Source organism: Psychrosphaera aquimarina, from assembly GCF_032461525.1.
In the GTDB taxonomy this organism is placed as follows: domain Bacteria; phylum Pseudomonadota; class Gammaproteobacteria; order Enterobacterales; family Alteromonadaceae; genus Psychrosphaera; species Psychrosphaera aquimarina.
Genome location: NZ_JAWCUA010000003.1, coordinates 152,803 through 167,850, shown reverse-complemented (window position 1 = coordinate 167,850; position 15,048 = coordinate 152,803). Strand labels below are relative to the sequence as shown.

Sequence of the window (15,048 nt, the reverse complement as noted above, 5' to 3'; positions counted from 1 at the left end):
GGTTGTAAATGAAACTTCAAGAAAAACTCGGGTTATTATTCGTCGCCGCTATCGCATTGTTTGCGGGGCAATTTTACTATCAGACTAATCAACAAAAACAATACTCAGAAACGACATTAGTCTATCAACAACCTAGAGCGATAAACCCATTCAAGTTATACGACCAAAATAACAACTTGGTCAATAATGAAAGTATTGCAGGGAAATGGAATCTGGTTTTTTTAGGTTACCTATCTTGTCCTGATATTTGCCCGATGACCATGGCAAAATTAAGCCGACTATTACCTGAATTAAACGAAATCTCTCCAGTACCTGTACAGGTATTATTTGTGTCAGTAGATCCAAAACGAGATAGCGCGGAAAAACGCAAACAATACGTTGATTACTTTAATCCAGATATTCTAGGGTTAGGGGCGGAACACGTAGACTTATTTCCGTTTGTAAGAAACTTAGGGTTAATGTACTCAGTTCCAGATAATGACGCACAAGATTACTTTGTCGATCATAGTGCATCAGTGGTATTAATTGACCCTAATGGCAACACGGCCGCTATTTTCAAACCTGAGATAAAATTAGGCCAAGTACCGACGATTGATACTGCAATTATTAATGCAGATTTTAAAACGCTTATCCAATAAATGAGGCTGGACAAGCGTAATATTAAAAGCCGTGCATTGATTTATTTATAGGTTAATAAACAGTTTAGACATCCAATAAAAACGTCCACTGTGCGTGATTGAAGGGGCTGTACAGTTATATTTAACTCGGCCTTTTGGAATATCATTGTCAGAGGCTATTTTAAACTCAAGATCAGACACCCACTCTGGTTTCTGTGGTTGACTTGACCCACTAATAAAACAGGCTAATTGAGATTGATAAAAGTCTCGGTTTACCAAGCTTACTTCTAATAAAGGTCTGTTACTCATAGGTTTAGTATCACTTGGTGAGATAGACTTAATATTAAACGGTATACTGTTTAACTTTGCCTTTAGGGTTTTAGGGTTGGCATATATGCCATTGGCAGGAAAACGAGATAAGGCAGTAAGCTCACTGGTTTCGTTTATCGCACCTGAGTGCTGGGCAAATCCAACATAACCTAATTTGTGTAAGTCTTTTTTGATTTTGTCATCATATTCACCATACGGATATGCCAATAACTTATGTGATTGATTCAACTTTTCTAAGATCATTTGTTCAGCTTGTTGAATATTTTCAATCATTTGCTCGTCGGTTAAGCCATCTTGTACTAGGTTTTCGTGAGCCATCGTATGGTTAGCAATTAAGCCTTGGTGTTTACTTAGCTCAGCTAATTGGTCCCAATCTAAGTATAATTTACTTGGGCCAACCATTTTTGGATTTACAAATACAGTAAATGGAAAGTTATACTGTTGTAATAATGGTAGGGCATTGTCATATACACTGTGATAACCATCATCAAATGTTATGGCGACCCAGTTATTATCGACAGGGGTATTATTTTTAATGGCATTAGTAATGGTCGTTAACGGAACTACCGTTAGTTTGAGTTCTTTAATTAACTCTAAATGTTGTTGGAACTGTTCAGTCGTAACACTGGTAGATTTAGGTGTTTGATCACTGACATGATGGTAAATTAATACGGTGGCTGCGTGTGTTTTAAATAACAAACAAGATCCAACAATAATAGCAATTAACGCTTTCTGAATGACACTTTGGTTCATAATGATAACTTCAACTTTTCAAATATTTAGTTTAAATACAATGAGCGCAAGAAAGATCTGGTTGCTTGCATGGCCTATGATCTTAGCAAATATTAGCGTACCACTGTTAGGATTTGTTGATGTCGCAGTAATAGGGCATTTACCTTCACCGTCTTTTTTGGCTGGCACGACCTTAGGTAGCTTAGTGATCATGGTGTTATTTTGGTTATTAGGCTTTTTACGAATGTCCACGACAGGCTTAGTTGCACAAGCTTTTGGTGATAATAATCCACATCAAGAAGCCATTGTGGTGTTACAAGGTGTGTTCATCGCTCTTGTTTTGAGTGCGGTAATATTAATTAATCAAAACCATTTATTCAGTTATTTTGTTTCATTGTTATCTACCGATGTTGATTTGTCTGAGTCTATTCAGGCTGCACAAACCTATTTTTCAATTAGGGTTTGGTCAGCACCCGTCAGTTTAATCAATCTTGTTTTAACCGGTTTCTTAATTGGTAAAGGTCAAACTAAAACGGTGCTCTATGCCTTATTAGTTTGTAACCTAGTCAATTTAATTGCTGATATTATTATGGTACCTGTGCTGGGGTTAAATGTGTCTGGTGTGGCTTATGCCAGTGTCTTGGCAGAAGTGACTCTATTTGTCTTTTTGTTGAGCCATGTATACCCACAAATAATTCAATACATGACGATTAACCTGTCCATCTTTCTAGGCAGTCAGCAGTTACTGTCATTAAACGGACTGCTTTTTATTCGCTCTATGTTGTTACAGCTATGCTTATCGTTTATTACTATTTATGCCACTCGTTATGGTGAAGTTGCCGTCGCGACAAACGCGATAGTCATGCAATTTTTTATGTTTATTTCGTTTACGATGGACGGAATAGCCTTTGCGTTAGAGTCTTTAGTTGGTCAAGCATACGGTAAAAAGCAAAAGGTTAAAGTGACACTGTTTATTAGAACGGGGTTACGTTTAGCTACTTTTGGGGCGATCGTTTATTGTCTAGCGTATTGGCTGTTGGGTGAATATATTGTTTATATGTTAACGAATATAGATACCTTACAGTCAGCACTAGAGAGTTACTATGGTTGGATAATCTTATTACCATTAGTAAGTTACATGAGTTTTATCTTAGATGGTGTTTTCGTAGGATTAGCGTATAGCTACAAGATGTTTAAAAGTATGCTTATTGCTGCAATTACTTTTTTTGTGGTGTTCTACTTAACCAAAGAGTTAGGCAATCATGCGCTGTGGTTGGCATTTTGTAGCTTTATGTTAGCACGTGGGTTATCGCAGTTGTTCATGGTAAAAAAACCAGCTTTATTTAATGTTCTTATATTTGTCTTTGTTAAGTTTGGCTTGGTGTCGAAAAAACGCGATGCGATTTGCAACAATGCCAATGTAACCTCTAACTGCAAATACAAATGAAATACATATAACCGTTAAACCTAAAATTTGCACAAATGTAGGTTGATCAATGCCAAGGTAAATTAAACCCACGCCAATCAAAAATAACACTAAACCAATCAGAAAATGCTGAACACTTTGTTGTGGATTAGAGCCTTGTTTAACTAAAAACTTTTGTAATTTATCGGTTGGCATAACAAGATTAACACTTTGGAGTAATGGCAAATAAAAAAGGCAAAACAGAGTTTTGCCTTAAAGGGTATTAATAATAGGAATGTTCACCAGCTTGGTGTTCTGTTGTATCTTTAACACCGGTGATTTCGCCTTCAAATTCGGCTAACATTTGTTTTTCGATGCCTTCTTTAAGCGTCACATCAACCATTGAGCAACCATTACAGCCACCACCAAATTGCAATATCACTAAACCGTCTTCAGTGATCTCTACAATTTGTACATTACCGCCATGACTCGCTAGACCAGGATTTACTTCTGATTCAATAAAGTACTGAACACGTTCACGTAAAGGTGAATCGTCGGATACTTTTCGAGCTTTAGCATTTGGTGCTTTTAACGTTAATTGAGAACCCATTTGATCAGTAACAAAATCAATTTCAGCGTCTTCCAAAAATGGAGTGCTTTCATGGTCTAAAACAGCTTCAAAGCCGTTGAATTCCAAAATGGTATCGTCTTTTTCTACTGATTCTTCAGGGCAATAAGATACACCACATTCTGCGGTACGAGTGCCAGGATTCACAACAAAAACACGAATTCGTGTCTTAGGCGCTTGTTTATCCAAAAGTTTAACAAAGTGTTCTTGAGCTGATTCTGAAATAGTGATCATACAAATAACTGACTAAATTACTAGGGTATAACTATGATACGTTTATTCGTCGCTTGAGCCAAGTGGATCGACTAATTAATTAGTTATAAATTTGCGATTTAACCTAGATAGTTGGTAGGGTTACGCAACTATAAAAAGGGTGTTCATCTTCATGTTACGTTTTACTACCAAATGTTTTATCACTATCTCACTAATTTTGAGTGTTTTTGCGGCCACTGCGGTGGAGTTGAATTTTTATTTACCAAAAGAAAAGTTAAATGAAAACATTCCAACTCCTGAGTCGGTTCTGGGTTACCAAGTAGGAGATTGGCATGTAAGACATGACCAACTGGTCATGTACTTTAAGGTTTTAGCTCAACATTCAGATCGAGTGTCACTTAAAGTGATTGGTAAGTCACATGAACAGCGTGAATTGTTACAAGTTACGATAACTTCTAGTGCAAACCATAATAAGTTGGACTCAATTCAGCAACAGCATATCGCTCGACTGTCGAGTTCAAAAAAACCGAACTCGGATACTTTACCTTTAGTGGTTAACCTTAACTACAGTGTGCACGGGGATGAGTCATCGGGAAGTAATGCGTCTTTGTTAGTGGCCTATTATTTGGCGGCTTCAAATAACCCAGAAGTGCTAAAGTATTTGGATAAAATGGTCATCTTATTAGATCCAAGTTTAAATCCTGATGGCTTGAGTCGTTTTGCTCAGTGGGCTAATCAACACAAAGGTCACAACTTAAATGCCGATCCAAATAATCGTGAACATGTGCAAGATTGGATCAGAGGTCGAGTTAATCACTATTGGTTTGATTTAAACCGAGACTGGTTACTATTACAACACCCTGAATCTCAAGCACGTATCGCACAATATCATCAATGGCGTCCAAATGTGTTAACTGACCATCATGAAATGGGCCCACACAGCACGTTTTTCTTTCAACCAGGTATTAGTTCTAGAAAAAATCCGTTAACACCAGATAAAAATGTGGAGTTAACTAAACGTCTTGCTACATTCCATGCTGATGCTTTTGATGAGCAAAATAAATTGTATTTTACCGAAGAGTCATTTGATGATTTTTATGCAGGAAAAGGTTCTACTTACCCGGATTTGCATGGAACGATTGGTATCTTGTTTGAGCAAGCGTCTAGTCGTGGTCATTTGCAAGAATCAATCAATGGTTTGTTAGATTTTCCTACAACCATCAAACATCAAGTGATGGCTTCTTTATCAACGTTAAAGGGCAGTCTTGTAAATAAAAATGACTTGTTGGATTTCCAATATGAATTTTCACAACAGTATAAAGAGCTAGCTAAAGAGATAGATTTCGACGGGTATATATTGTCAGAGCAAGATGATAAAACGCGTTTTTATTCTTTATTGAGTTTATTACAGCAACACGATATTGAAGTGTATCCGTTAAGTAAAAATACCGAAATAAATGGACGGCAATATAACCAACAAAATTCCGTTTATATTCCACTGAAACAACCGCAAATTAGAATTATTCAATCTGTATTTTCGACTCGTAAAAGTTTCAATGACAATACGTTTTATGATGTATCTAGTTGGAACTTAGCGATGGCGTTTAACATCACTTTTGACAAGGTAGAGTCGAAACGTAAAGTTAAGCTGGTGGATCAAGAGTGGCAAAGACCAGAGCGTAAAGCTCATGCGAACATATTGGCCAATTATAGTTATGCGATTGATTGGGCTGACTACCATGCACCTGCGTTAACCTACGCGTTATTAAATGCTAATTTTAAAGTTAGAGCTGCGTTAAAACCATTTACAGCGAAAACACCAAATGGCGTTAAACAGTTTGCCGCAGGGACCATGTTAATTAACGCAGGTTTGCAACATGGCGATTGGGTGACCATGTTTAATCATATAGTAAAACAGTTTTCAGTACCGGTATCTGCAATAACGAGTGGCTTGACGCCAACGGGTATAGATTTAGGCAGTCGCAATATGATGCCGGTTTATAAACCTAATGTATTAGTTGTCGGTGGGTTTGGCACCAACTCATATGAAGTGGGTGAGACATGGTATTTGTTTGATAAACAATTAGGTTTTTCTCCAACGATTATTGAAAAACGTTGGTTATCTAAAACAGATTTAGACAAATATACTCATATTATTATGACAGACGGTAGTTACAGCAAAGATGATGACAGTCTGATAGATAAACTAAAAGTGTGGACCAAAGCGGGGGGCGTTTTATGGTCACAAAAACGCACCGCATTATGGTTAGCTAAAAATGGCGTGTTGAAGTCAGAGACGTTAACGCAAAAAGAAATGAATGAACGATTTGATAAAACTCAATTAAATTATTCAGACATGGAATCTATTGCAGGAAAACAAAGAATTGCCGGTGCTTTTTTCAATCTTAAGTTAGATTTATCTCATCCTTTGGCATTTGGGTATAACAAGCCAATGTTACCTGTATTCAAAAACCGCACAGACCTATTAGTTGAGGGGACCAACCCTTTTACTAACGTTGCCAAATATACTGATGCGCCTTTAATCGCTGGATATGCTGATGAAACAAATGTAAATGAAATTGCTAATGCTAGCGGGTTAGTCGCACATAAATATGGCAAAGGCGTGGTGATTGGCATGACAGACAACCCTAACTTCCGTTCAATTATGTATGGCACTAACAAATTGATGTTTAATGCCCTGTTTTTAGGCAAAGCAATAGAAGCCAAATAAAAACTAAGTATATTTTCTGATGGCAATCGCTGCTAAATATACAGCGGTTGCGCCTGCATCTAACAAAGCTTGAGCTGCGGCGTTTGCAGTGTGTCCGGTTGTAATCACATCATCCACCAATAAAACCCTTTTTCCCTTAACCGATTCGTCACAACTGAAGGCTTGTTTCATATTCATTTTCCGCTGAGTTTTATTAAGTTCGGTTTGTGCTTGGGTGTATTTGGTTCTTGTTAAACCGGTACATATGGTTAACCCTGATGAATAATCAATAAACTGGCAGAGTAAATCGGCTTGGTTGTACCCACGTTCTTGCAACCGTTTATGGTGAATTGGCATAGGGCACAATAAATCAGGTGTTATCCACTGTGTGTGTTTGAGATGTTGGTTTAACAATTCACCCATGACTTTTGCGCTATTAATTTGGTTGTGGAATTTTACTTGTGGTATCCATTGCTCAAATGGCCATTGGTAATTACTGACCACGGCAAGACCAGATAAAGCATCGTGTTTTAAATGATCACAGATATTGGGATAAGACATTAATAAATCACAACCAAGAGGAAATAACTCTAAATCGGATAAACATATATTACAAATTAACTGGGACGGTTGTTGAGTGATTCCGTCACATAATAAGCAGTCATTAATAAAATTGTGGGTGATATATTGCAAAAAAACATCCTTATTTTTTGAAGCAAATGGGTTGTCATCGTAGAATGTATTTTTGCCCTTATGATAAATCACATGTCTACTCCAATTAGTTATAATTTAAGCACTGAAGAAACACCAATTATTTTATTGCATGGTTGGGGAATGAATAGGCAGATTTGGGGGAGTTATACACTTTATTACCCGTTGAAATTCAGCAACGAATTAGGTGTCTAGATCTACCTGGGTATGGTGATAATAGAGTTGAATTAGCTGAATATGACCTATGCTCATTAACCGATTGGTTAGCTGCTCAAATAAATGAACCAAGTGTTGTTATTGGCTGGTCTTTAGGTGGGTTAATTGCGCAAAACTTAGCATTTCATTATCCGGATAAAGTTAGCAAAATTGGCTTGGTCTCGACTAGTCCTAGGTTTATGCAAGATGAAACTTGGCCAGGAATAAAACCCGATGTGTTAACTCTGTTTCTGAGCCAATTAAGCCAAGACCATGTTAAGACGGTAGAGCGTTTTTTAGCAATTCAAGCCATGGGCAGTGATTCGGCAAGACAAGATATAACGGCCCTAAAAAATGTTGTTTTAAGCGTATTACCACCAGAACAAACTGCATTAAAAAAAGGGCTGAATATTTTGCAAAAGGTAGATTTAAGAGAACAACTTAAGCAACTCGCTTGTCCAGTTTTTGCTTTGTTTGGCAAATTAGATTCTTTGGTACCGATTTCAGTTGAGCAAGAAGTCCTAATGTTAAACCCAAACATTCAAACAACACGTTTTGAAAAATGCTCACATGCGCCTTTTATCTCAGACAAAATTAAGTTTAAAACTTGGTTATTGGATGTTATTGCCGCATAACGGCATTAATTGTTATGTTTTTAACGATTAACCAAATTAAAACTTTATATATTTACCGTATTGGTTAATAATTATACATAAGGTAGTAGTAGATATAAGTTGAGATTATTATGCAAATTGATCAAATGCCAACCGCGTTTAATTCTGGTTTAAATGGAATTAAAAAAGCGGAACAAGGTGTAGAAGAAGCTGCAGTACAAATTAATCGCTTAAACACCGAACAAGATCAAGTTCAAAGTGTCAAAGTTGATAATAAAGAAAAGCTTGCGATGGCAGACTCACAACCTCAACCGTCATTAACCGAAGAAGTTGTTAAATTAGCTGTTAATGAACATTTAGCAAAAGCGAATACTAAATCTATTAGAACGGCCGATGACATGATCGGTACATTAATCGATACAAAGGTTTAATTTGTTATGTCGATGAATATTCCTCCTCATATTCCACAGGTCGTTGTTAATTCAGCAGCGCCTGCTACGGAGTCATTAGCAAAAGCTAATGCGTTGAGAGAGGTTGTGCCTCCAGCAGTAAAACCAGCTGCCATCGTTCCGCAAAAGTCTAGAGAGCAAGATGTTCGTCCTCCAATAAACCAACCTTCGGTTTCAACCTACGAAAATATTCAATCAAATCGTTATGACTCTCAAGTTATTCCTGAGAGTGATGAACAGTCACAAGGTGAACAAGCATCAGACCAAGAACAAGATTCACCAGAAAAAGGGTCTGAACAAGCTAATCAAGGCTCTACAGGTGCATCTGACGATGAATCTAACTCGTCACAATCTACGTCAATTAATAATGCTGGTTCAGGCGACAACGCGTCGGATGAACAAGCACAAAAGCAACAACAGCAAGAACAACAGCAGATCCAACAGTTACAGCAAAGAGATAATGAAGTAAAAGCGCATGAACAAGCTCATGCTGCAATTGGGGGGACGTATGCTGGAACACCAAGCTATGAGTACCAAACAGGTCCTAATGGCCAAAAATATGCTGTTGGTGGTGAAGTTTCTATCGATGTTTCAAAAGAAGCAACGCCTGAAGCGACAATACGAAAAATGCAAACGGTGCAAGCTGCTGCATTGGCACCTGCAGAGCCATCTTCTCAAGATCGTAAAGTAGCGGCCCAAGCAGCAAGAAACATAGCCGACGCTAGAGCAGAAATGGTTCAACAAAATGCGTCTGTCAGTACTGAAAAAGAGGGTTCAACAAGCCCAAGTTCTGTTCAATTAGGAAGTTTACCAGCGTCTGAAACTGGGGCCGTAGAAGGTGATTTTGACCAATCAGATTTAGATTTTGTGTCGATCACGTCGGTTGATGACAATGCTGAATACCCAAATAAAATGGCATTAGCTAAAGACGCTGAACAAATTCAACAAAGCCAGGTATTTGAAAGTAAAACGGCTCAAGTTATTTCAAATAGATATGCAACCGCTACCATCCCACATGAACAAGGTTTTAGCGCGGTCGCTTAATTAAAGTCACCTAGCAGAAGATACCAACCTCAATAGTTAAAGTAACGTCAAAGCAAGGCTATGTTCAAATAACCATTTTTTACTTAGATCACAATGTTCACAATATTGTTTATTTAATTGCCAAAAAGCGCTTGAATGATCCATATGAGTTAAATGACTCAACTCATGGATTAACACGCAATCTATCACCCAATGTGGTGCGCCCATAAGCATAGGATTAATTCGGATGAGTCCAGAGGCGTAACAACAACCCCAACGACGTTTATATACTTTAAACTCTAATGCCTTTGCTTGCAGATTCATTTCCTGTTGGAGTTGCTGCAACTTTGGACTGACATATTGTTGTGCTTGTTGAATGTAAAACTGGACAAGTTTACTGCGAACATACTGTTGTGGTTTTTTGATATGACGAGGAATCGTCATTATCAACAGTCGTTTATCGTTAGTAAGTGACAGTTGGAATTTAGAACCATGATTAACCGTTAATGTTAACCAATGACCAAACAATAAAAGCTTGGAACCTGTTTGATAGGTATTTTGATTGACTGGGAAAATACGTTGTTGCTGTTGTTTTTCTATTATCCAACTTTGCTTTTTAATTAAGAAAGACTCGATAACGTTGAGATCACTCCAATATGGGGCTTTGACTTGGATTTGGTGTTGTTTGATTTCTATGCTTAACGAGGTTCGGCGTTTACTTAGTTTAAGTTGATAAGTAATCGTCTTGTTTTCAGTGGGTAAATAAAGTTGATGTTCTCCTTCAACTAACTCGGGTGAGATACTTGAAGGAGAAGTAAACGTTCGTTTAAGTAAATCTAACAATCGTTATTTTTTCTTTGTTAATTCTATTGCTGCAGCTTGGATTTGTGCAAAGTATTCATCATACGTTTTTGCATTTTTGAATCCGCTATTTAAAATCTTATATTTACCGTTAACAATAAATGTTGGAACACCGGTAAGAACACGACGACGAGATAAAGAGTCTTGTTCTTTTTTCATTTTATTCGCTGCTGCTTTAACGGCAAAGCTGTTAAAGGCTTTATCAAATTTTTCACCATCAACATTGTGAATTAAAAACAGATCACGAATGTCTTTTTCTTTAGTGAATACACCACGTTGATTATGTATATATTCAAAAATTGCTTTAGAAGCCGCTGGAACATTTAATACCTCAGAAGTAACCAAAGCTTTAGTTAACATCATTTGAATGTCCGGTCCTGCTGCTGGTAAAAAATCTACGTGGCTTTTTACAAATTTAAAGTTATCCGTTTTCGCGGCTTTTTTAAGGCTATCAGCTAGAGGTTCAAAGTTATGACAATGTGGGCAGTAATAGGAAAAAAATTCTTTTACTTCTGGAGTTGCAGTTGTAGTGGTGGCAATAACTTCATAATGCACACCCTCTTTTATTTCTTCAGCAGATGATGCAGTGGCAACCATAAATATTGCCATAACTAATGTGATTAAATTTTTCATCGAATGTATTTCCTATTTGAAAAAACTGTGTTGTATTTAAAATTGAATCGTTAACGAATTATTACTTTTGTAATATCACATTACAACCTTGGTTAAGTTATTTGATATGTCGTTCTTCTGACTATGGGAATAGCTTTAAAGTTGCTTCGTTTAACGCTGCAATTTGTTCTTTCATCGCTAAAATTTGTTGTTCCCAGTATTTATCAGTAGCAAACCAAGAAAAGTTACGAGGAAAAGCAGGATCTGACCATCGATTAGAAATCCATGCCATATAATTTACCATTCTTCGAGCACGTAATGGCTCTATTAATGAAAACTCAGCGTGGTTAAAATCATGGAACTCTTCATACGCATTGATAAGTACATCTAGTTGCATCAATTTCTCTTGTCGATCACCATTTAACATCATCCATATATCTTGGATAGCTGGGCCATTTAAACAGTCATCAAAATCAACCAAAATGGCATCACTTTTCGCATCATGAGATTGCCACAAAATATTCCCAGCATGGCAATCGCCATGTAACTTGATCGTTCTATAATTAGTATTGTTATGCTCTAAAGTACGTTCAGTTAATAAGGCTAAATCACTAAAAAAAGTATTTTGTAAATATGGAGGAATAAAGTTTACTTGTTTAATTACCTCAGTCGAGGCTTTCAGTTCTTGCTCAATATTGATGGTATCTCTGGATTGAAACAAGCTGTTAGAACTGGCCTTATGTAATTTACCCAATAAACGTCCCAACCATTCAAGTTGGTCTAAGTTGTCTAATTCAAACATGCGACCACCAACACTTTTGAATATGCAAAAGCGGAAGTCGTTAAATTCAAATAAAGTTTTCCCGTCGATTTTGATGGGAGCGGCTAGTGGCACATCATGAGCTAATAACTCATCACAGAACGTGTGTTCCTCTAAAATCGTGTCATCACTCCATCGTTCTGGACGGTAAAATTTAACAACATAACGCTGACTATCGTCGGCTTTAAATTGATAGACACGATTTTCATAACTGTTAAGGGGCAACAGCCCAGATTCAGGATAAATACCGACAGATTCAATGGCATCTAAAATAAGATCTGGGCCAAGATTTGAAAAATCAAAATTGCTCATTAACGTCCTTTGAAGAATCGAGACTCTTCATACACTTTCACTTCACCATCTTTAGAGGTCACCGTGATTACTATGTTAGTAACTGGTTTGTCTAAATCGTATGGGTCAACGGCCAAACTAATAGGCAGAGTATAAGCTTCCCCAGCTAAAACATTCACTTCTTTATCACCGAAATATTTAAAATTATCCAACCCTTCGATGTTTACCGTATAAGTATTGTCTTGTTGGCTCTTATTTAAAATTAATAACGTGAACGTATTTTCGATTAACCCATCACTATTTTCTCGATACAGTGCGGTGCGATCTCTGTCTATATTTAACTCTAAAGGTTGTCGAGAGGTGATTTGCCAAACAAAAGCCACCGTCATAATAATAATAACGAGCAAGTAACCAAATAATTTAGGTCTAAGAATATGAGTTTTTTTACCTTCTAAACTATGTTCAGTGGTGTAGGAGATCAGTCCTCTTTCATAATTCATTTTATCCATGGTTTCGTCACAGGCATCGATACAAGCACCACAATTTATACATTCGTATTGCAAGCCATTACGGATATCAATACCGGTAGGACAAACTTGAACACACAAGTTACAGTCAATACAGTCACCTAACCCCAACTCTTTGTGATCTTTTTTGCGCGATCTTGGGCCACGTTTTTCACCACGTTTTTCATCATAAGTAACCGTAAATGTGTCTTTATCAAACATAGACGATTGAAAACGCGCGTAAGGACAAATGTGTAAACACATTATTTCACGCATCCAACCAGCATTTGCGTAGGTACAGCCAGCAAAAAATAAAGTCCAGCCCACAATAAGACCTGAGCTTTGTAATGTGAAAAACTCTACAAATAATTGATCGATTGGCACAAAGTAACCAATGAAGGTGAGTGATGTTAATAACGACACTATGACCCAAGATGTGTGTTTAAGGCCTTTTTTCCATACTTTTTCGAAGCTCAAAGGCAAAGAGTCTAGGCGTTTACGTTTATTTGCCGTCCCCTCAATTTTCTCTTCGAACCATATAAACATAAAGGTCCAAACGGTTTGTGGACACATATATCCGCACCATACTCGCCCATAAAAAGTAGTAACAAAAAACAATAAATAAGCAGATATGATAATTAACGTGGCAAATAAAGTCAGGTCTTGAGGCCATAAAGTAAGACCAAAAATATTAAATTCTTGGTTGGCAATATCAAATAAGATTGCTTGACTGTCGCCGTACTGAATCCATGGTAATAATGCAAACAGTCCTAAAGATATGATGCCAATTCTGCGTCTAAGCATCTGATGTAACCCTTTCACTGCTCTTACATAGATTCGGCTTCGTAAATTGTACTGTTGTACTTTCTCAGCTTCAGGGCGGTAGACTTTTACGTCACTTGGGATATTTTTTATGTCTATTTTATCACTCATGGGATGATCCAGATTTATAAAAATAAAATACAACTCAAAAGATGATGAGTTAATAAGATTAAGTATATTACTTTATACTAATTTATTGCTGAAAGACTTGATCTAGCTCTAGTTTAGGTAACTAAAAGTCGTCATAAGGAGCAACTTTAGTACCCACCATAGTGTAACCAACTTGCGCTAATTCGCCTTTCCATTCTTCAGTGCTCAATGTACCGATTACCCATATTGGATCGTACATCGCTTCGGCAGGTGCGCCTTCAGGAAAAGTAACATAGATTAGTTGGTTTGATGGCGGCGGGGGGACATGAACACATGCGCCAAAATAAGGAACAAGTAGAAACTCAGTTACTTTGTTGTCATCACCTTCAAGCGGCACAACAAAACCTGGTATTTTAATAAGTTGACCATCTAATTCTTTTACTACAGGTGCATTAATTGTCTGCGGTCCTGCCATCGCTTGGCCTATATGTTCAATATCAGGAGTGCCAGCATCAAAACCTTTAGGCACTAAATCTGACCATTCTAATTCTTTGGGGATAGGATCTGCATTAACTAGAGGCGTAACAATTAGACAAATAGCAATAACACAGTACAGAACTCGTAAAAACATAATACGTGACCAATTAGAAGGCTAAATATGGGGGTAGAATACAGCGCGAAGTGATTAAAGCCAAGTTATACGTTGGCAATTTAATTAAACCGCGTTAAATTGTAGTCATCATTTCTTGGCTAAAATTTAATATGAAAAAAAACTTAGATTGGCATGTTAAACGGTTTGATCAACTCACGACCGATGAACTATATGACATATTAAAATTACGCATTGATGTGTTTGTTGTTGAACAAGAATGTTATTACCCAGATTTAGATGAAATTGACAGAGATCCACAAACATTACATGTGTTTAATTATCAACAAGATAACCTTACAAGTTACTGCCGAATTTTAGCCCCCGATGTGGTTTATAAAAATGAATCAGCCATTGGTCGAGTGCTTGTATCTGACAAATTCAGAGGACAAAGTTTAGGGTATGAACTGATGCGCGAAGCGTTATCGCATGCGGACACCTTATGGCCGCAGCACGCTTGTCACATTTCTGCCCAACAGCACTTAACTAAATTTTATAATACGTTAGGTTTTGAGCAAATTTCAGACATGTACTTAGAAGATGGCATCCCTCATATAGCAATGAGACGTCTGACCAACAAATAACCCTAGTAATTTAACCTATAGATAATTACACTTCCCTACGAATACCAAGGAGTGTTCAAACTCAATGGCGAGTTTGGACTGAGATGCGCAAGCAAATCCTTAGAACCTGATCCGGCTTGTACCGGCGTAGGGATGGAGGCATAACACGTTCAATGTTATGCATTAAAAAACACATCAATTTATCCT

General features: G+C 37.3%; 15 protein-coding genes and 1 riboswitch. Of the genes, 7 read left to right on the top strand and 8 right to left on the bottom strand.

Going from position 1 to position 15,048, the window contains the following annotated elements; all coding sequences use genetic code 11:
* The first annotated feature begins 8 nt into the window (after window positions 1–8).
* Window positions 9–638, top strand: a complete 630-nt coding sequence (locus RT723_RS03925; protein ID WP_315945958.1) for an SCO family protein — start codon at window positions 9–11, stop codon at window positions 636–638.
* A gap of 45 nt (window positions 639–683) precedes the next feature.
* Here RT723_RS03925 and RT723_RS03920 read toward each other — a convergent pair whose 3' ends face one another.
* Entirely contained in the window at window positions 684–1,700 is a 1,017-nt protein-coding gene (locus RT723_RS03920; RefSeq protein WP_315945957.1) for a polysaccharide deacetylase family protein, read from the bottom strand.
* A gap of 40 nt (window positions 1,701–1,740) precedes the next feature.
* On the opposite strand from RT723_RS03920, the gene RT723_RS03915 reads away from it, so the two are divergent.
* Window positions 1,741–3,126: an MATE family efflux transporter gene (locus tag RT723_RS03915; RefSeq protein WP_315945956.1), complete on the top strand. Its 1,386-nt coding sequence runs from the start codon at window positions 1,741–1,743 to the stop codon at window positions 3,124–3,126.
* A gap of 241 nt (window positions 3,127–3,367) precedes the next feature.
* On the opposite strand, the gene nfuA is transcribed toward RT723_RS03915, so the two are convergent.
* Window positions 3,368–3,946 (bottom strand): Fe-S biogenesis protein NfuA, encoded by a 579-nt coding sequence (nfuA, locus tag RT723_RS03910; RefSeq protein WP_315945955.1) that lies wholly within the window; start codon window positions 3,944–3,946, stop codon window positions 3,368–3,370.
* Between the two features lie 151 nt (window positions 3,947–4,097).
* Between nfuA and RT723_RS03905 the strand changes: the two genes are divergently transcribed.
* Window positions 4,098–6,656, top strand: coding sequence for a M14 metallopeptidase family protein (locus RT723_RS03905; RefSeq protein ID WP_315945954.1), 2,559 nt, complete (start codon window positions 4,098–4,100; stop codon window positions 6,654–6,656).
* Window positions 6,657–6,659: 3 nt separating this feature from the next.
* On the opposite strand, the gene RT723_RS03900 is transcribed toward RT723_RS03905, so the two are convergent.
* Window positions 6,660–7,400: a ComF family protein gene (locus RT723_RS03900; protein WP_315945953.1), complete on the bottom strand. Its 741-nt coding sequence runs from the start codon at window positions 7,398–7,400 to the stop codon at window positions 6,660–6,662.
* Between the two features lie 83 nt (window positions 7,401–7,483).
* Between RT723_RS03900 and bioH the strand changes: the two genes are divergently transcribed.
* The 3 genes from bioH (at window position 7,484) to RT723_RS03885 (ending at window position 9,648) form a co-directional block, all read left to right on the top strand.
* Window positions 7,484–8,176, top strand: a complete 693-nt coding sequence (gene bioH, locus RT723_RS03895; protein WP_315945952.1) for a pimeloyl-ACP methyl ester esterase BioH — start codon at window positions 7,484–7,486, stop codon at window positions 8,174–8,176.
* 110 nt (window positions 8,177–8,286) lie between these two features.
* Window positions 8,287–8,586: a hypothetical protein gene (locus tag RT723_RS03890; RefSeq protein WP_216056646.1), complete on the top strand. Its 300-nt coding sequence runs from the start codon at window positions 8,287–8,289 to the stop codon at window positions 8,584–8,586.
* Between the two features lie 6 nt (window positions 8,587–8,592).
* Entirely contained in the window at window positions 8,593–9,648 is a 1,056-nt protein-coding gene (locus RT723_RS03885; protein ID WP_315945951.1) for a putative metalloprotease CJM1_0395 family protein, read from the top strand.
* 36 nt (window positions 9,649–9,684) lie between these two features.
* On the opposite strand, the gene RT723_RS03880 is transcribed toward RT723_RS03885, so the two are convergent.
* The 5 genes from RT723_RS03880 to RT723_RS03860 all read right to left on the bottom strand — a co-directional run bounded on the left by RT723_RS03880 (window position 9,685) and on the right by RT723_RS03860 (window position 14,260).
* Window positions 9,685–10,470 (bottom strand): M48 family metallopeptidase, encoded by a 786-nt coding sequence (locus RT723_RS03880; protein WP_315945950.1) that lies wholly within the window; start codon window positions 10,468–10,470, stop codon window positions 9,685–9,687.
* A 3-nt stretch (window positions 10,471–10,473) separates the two neighbouring features.
* Window positions 10,474–11,121, bottom strand: a complete 648-nt coding sequence (locus RT723_RS03875) for a thiol:disulfide interchange protein DsbA/DsbL (protein WP_315945949.1) — start codon at window positions 11,119–11,121, stop codon at window positions 10,474–10,476.
* Between the two features lie 121 nt (window positions 11,122–11,242).
* The gene (locus RT723_RS03870; RefSeq protein WP_315945948.1) at window positions 11,243–12,232 is read right to left on the bottom strand and encodes a serine/threonine protein kinase; all 990 of its coding nucleotides are present in this window, start codon (window positions 12,230–12,232) and stop codon (window positions 11,243–11,245) included.
* Window positions 12,232–13,650 carry a cytochrome c oxidase accessory protein CcoG gene (gene ccoG, locus RT723_RS03865; RefSeq protein ID WP_315945947.1) on the bottom strand — a complete coding sequence of 473 codons (1,419 nt, stop codon included), beginning with the start codon at window positions 13,648–13,650 and terminating at the stop codon, window positions 12,232–12,234. The genes RT723_RS03870 and ccoG overlap by 1 nt, the downstream gene beginning before the upstream one ends.
* 121 nt (window positions 13,651–13,771) lie before the next feature.
* On the bottom strand, window positions 13,772–14,260 hold the full coding sequence (locus RT723_RS03860) for a DUF3299 domain-containing protein (RefSeq protein ID WP_428983591.1): 489 nt from the start codon (window positions 14,258–14,260) through the stop codon (window positions 13,772–13,774).
* A 131-nt stretch (window positions 14,261–14,391) separates the two neighbouring features.
* On the opposite strand from RT723_RS03860, the gene RT723_RS03855 reads away from it, so the two are divergent.
* Window positions 14,392–14,862, top strand: a complete 471-nt coding sequence (locus tag RT723_RS03855; RefSeq protein ID WP_216056639.1) for a GNAT family N-acetyltransferase — start codon at window positions 14,392–14,394, stop codon at window positions 14,860–14,862.
* A gap of 37 nt (window positions 14,863–14,899) precedes the next feature.
* Window positions 14,900–15,012: riboswitch (TPP riboswitch) on the top strand.
* Window positions 15,013–15,048: the final 36 nt, after the last annotated feature.

Bases quoted from the DNA above. Each gene is read 5' to 3' on its own strand.
- RT723_RS03925 (WP_315945958.1), top strand. From the start codon at position 9: ATGAAACTTCAAGAAAAACTCGGGTTATTATTCGTCGCCGCTATCGCA.
- RT723_RS03920 (WP_315945957.1), bottom strand. From the start codon at position 1,700: ATGAACCAAAGTGTCATTCAGAAAGCGTTAATTGCTATTATTGTTGGA.
- RT723_RS03915 (WP_315945956.1), top strand. From the start codon at position 1,741: ATGAGCGCAAGAAAGATCTGGTTGCTTGCATGGCCTATGATCTTAGCA.
- nfuA (WP_315945955.1), bottom strand. From the start codon at position 3,946: ATGATCACTATTTCAGAATCAGCTCAAGAACACTTTGTTAAACTTTTG.
- RT723_RS03905 (WP_315945954.1), top strand. From the start codon at position 4,098: ATGTTACGTTTTACTACCAAATGTTTTATCACTATCTCACTAATTTTG.
- RT723_RS03890 (WP_216056646.1), top strand. From the start codon at position 8,287: ATGCAAATTGATCAAATGCCAACCGCGTTTAATTCTGGTTTAAATGGA.
- RT723_RS03885 (WP_315945951.1), top strand. From the start codon at position 8,593: ATGTCGATGAATATTCCTCCTCATATTCCACAGGTCGTTGTTAATTCA.
- RT723_RS03875 (WP_315945949.1), bottom strand. From the start codon at position 11,121: ATGAAAAATTTAATCACATTAGTTATGGCAATATTTATGGTTGCCACT.
- RT723_RS03870 (WP_315945948.1), bottom strand. From the start codon at position 12,232: ATGAGCAATTTTGATTTTTCAAATCTTGGCCCAGATCTTATTTTAGAT.
- ccoG (WP_315945947.1), bottom strand. From the start codon at position 13,650: ATGAGTGATAAAATAGACATAAAAAATATCCCAAGTGACGTAAAAGTC.
- RT723_RS03860 (WP_428983591.1), bottom strand. From the start codon at position 14,260: ATGTTTTTACGAGTTCTGTACTGTGTTATTGCTATTTGTCTAATTGTT.
- RT723_RS03855 (WP_216056639.1), top strand. From the start codon at position 14,392: ATGAAAAAAAACTTAGATTGGCATGTTAAACGGTTTGATCAACTCACG.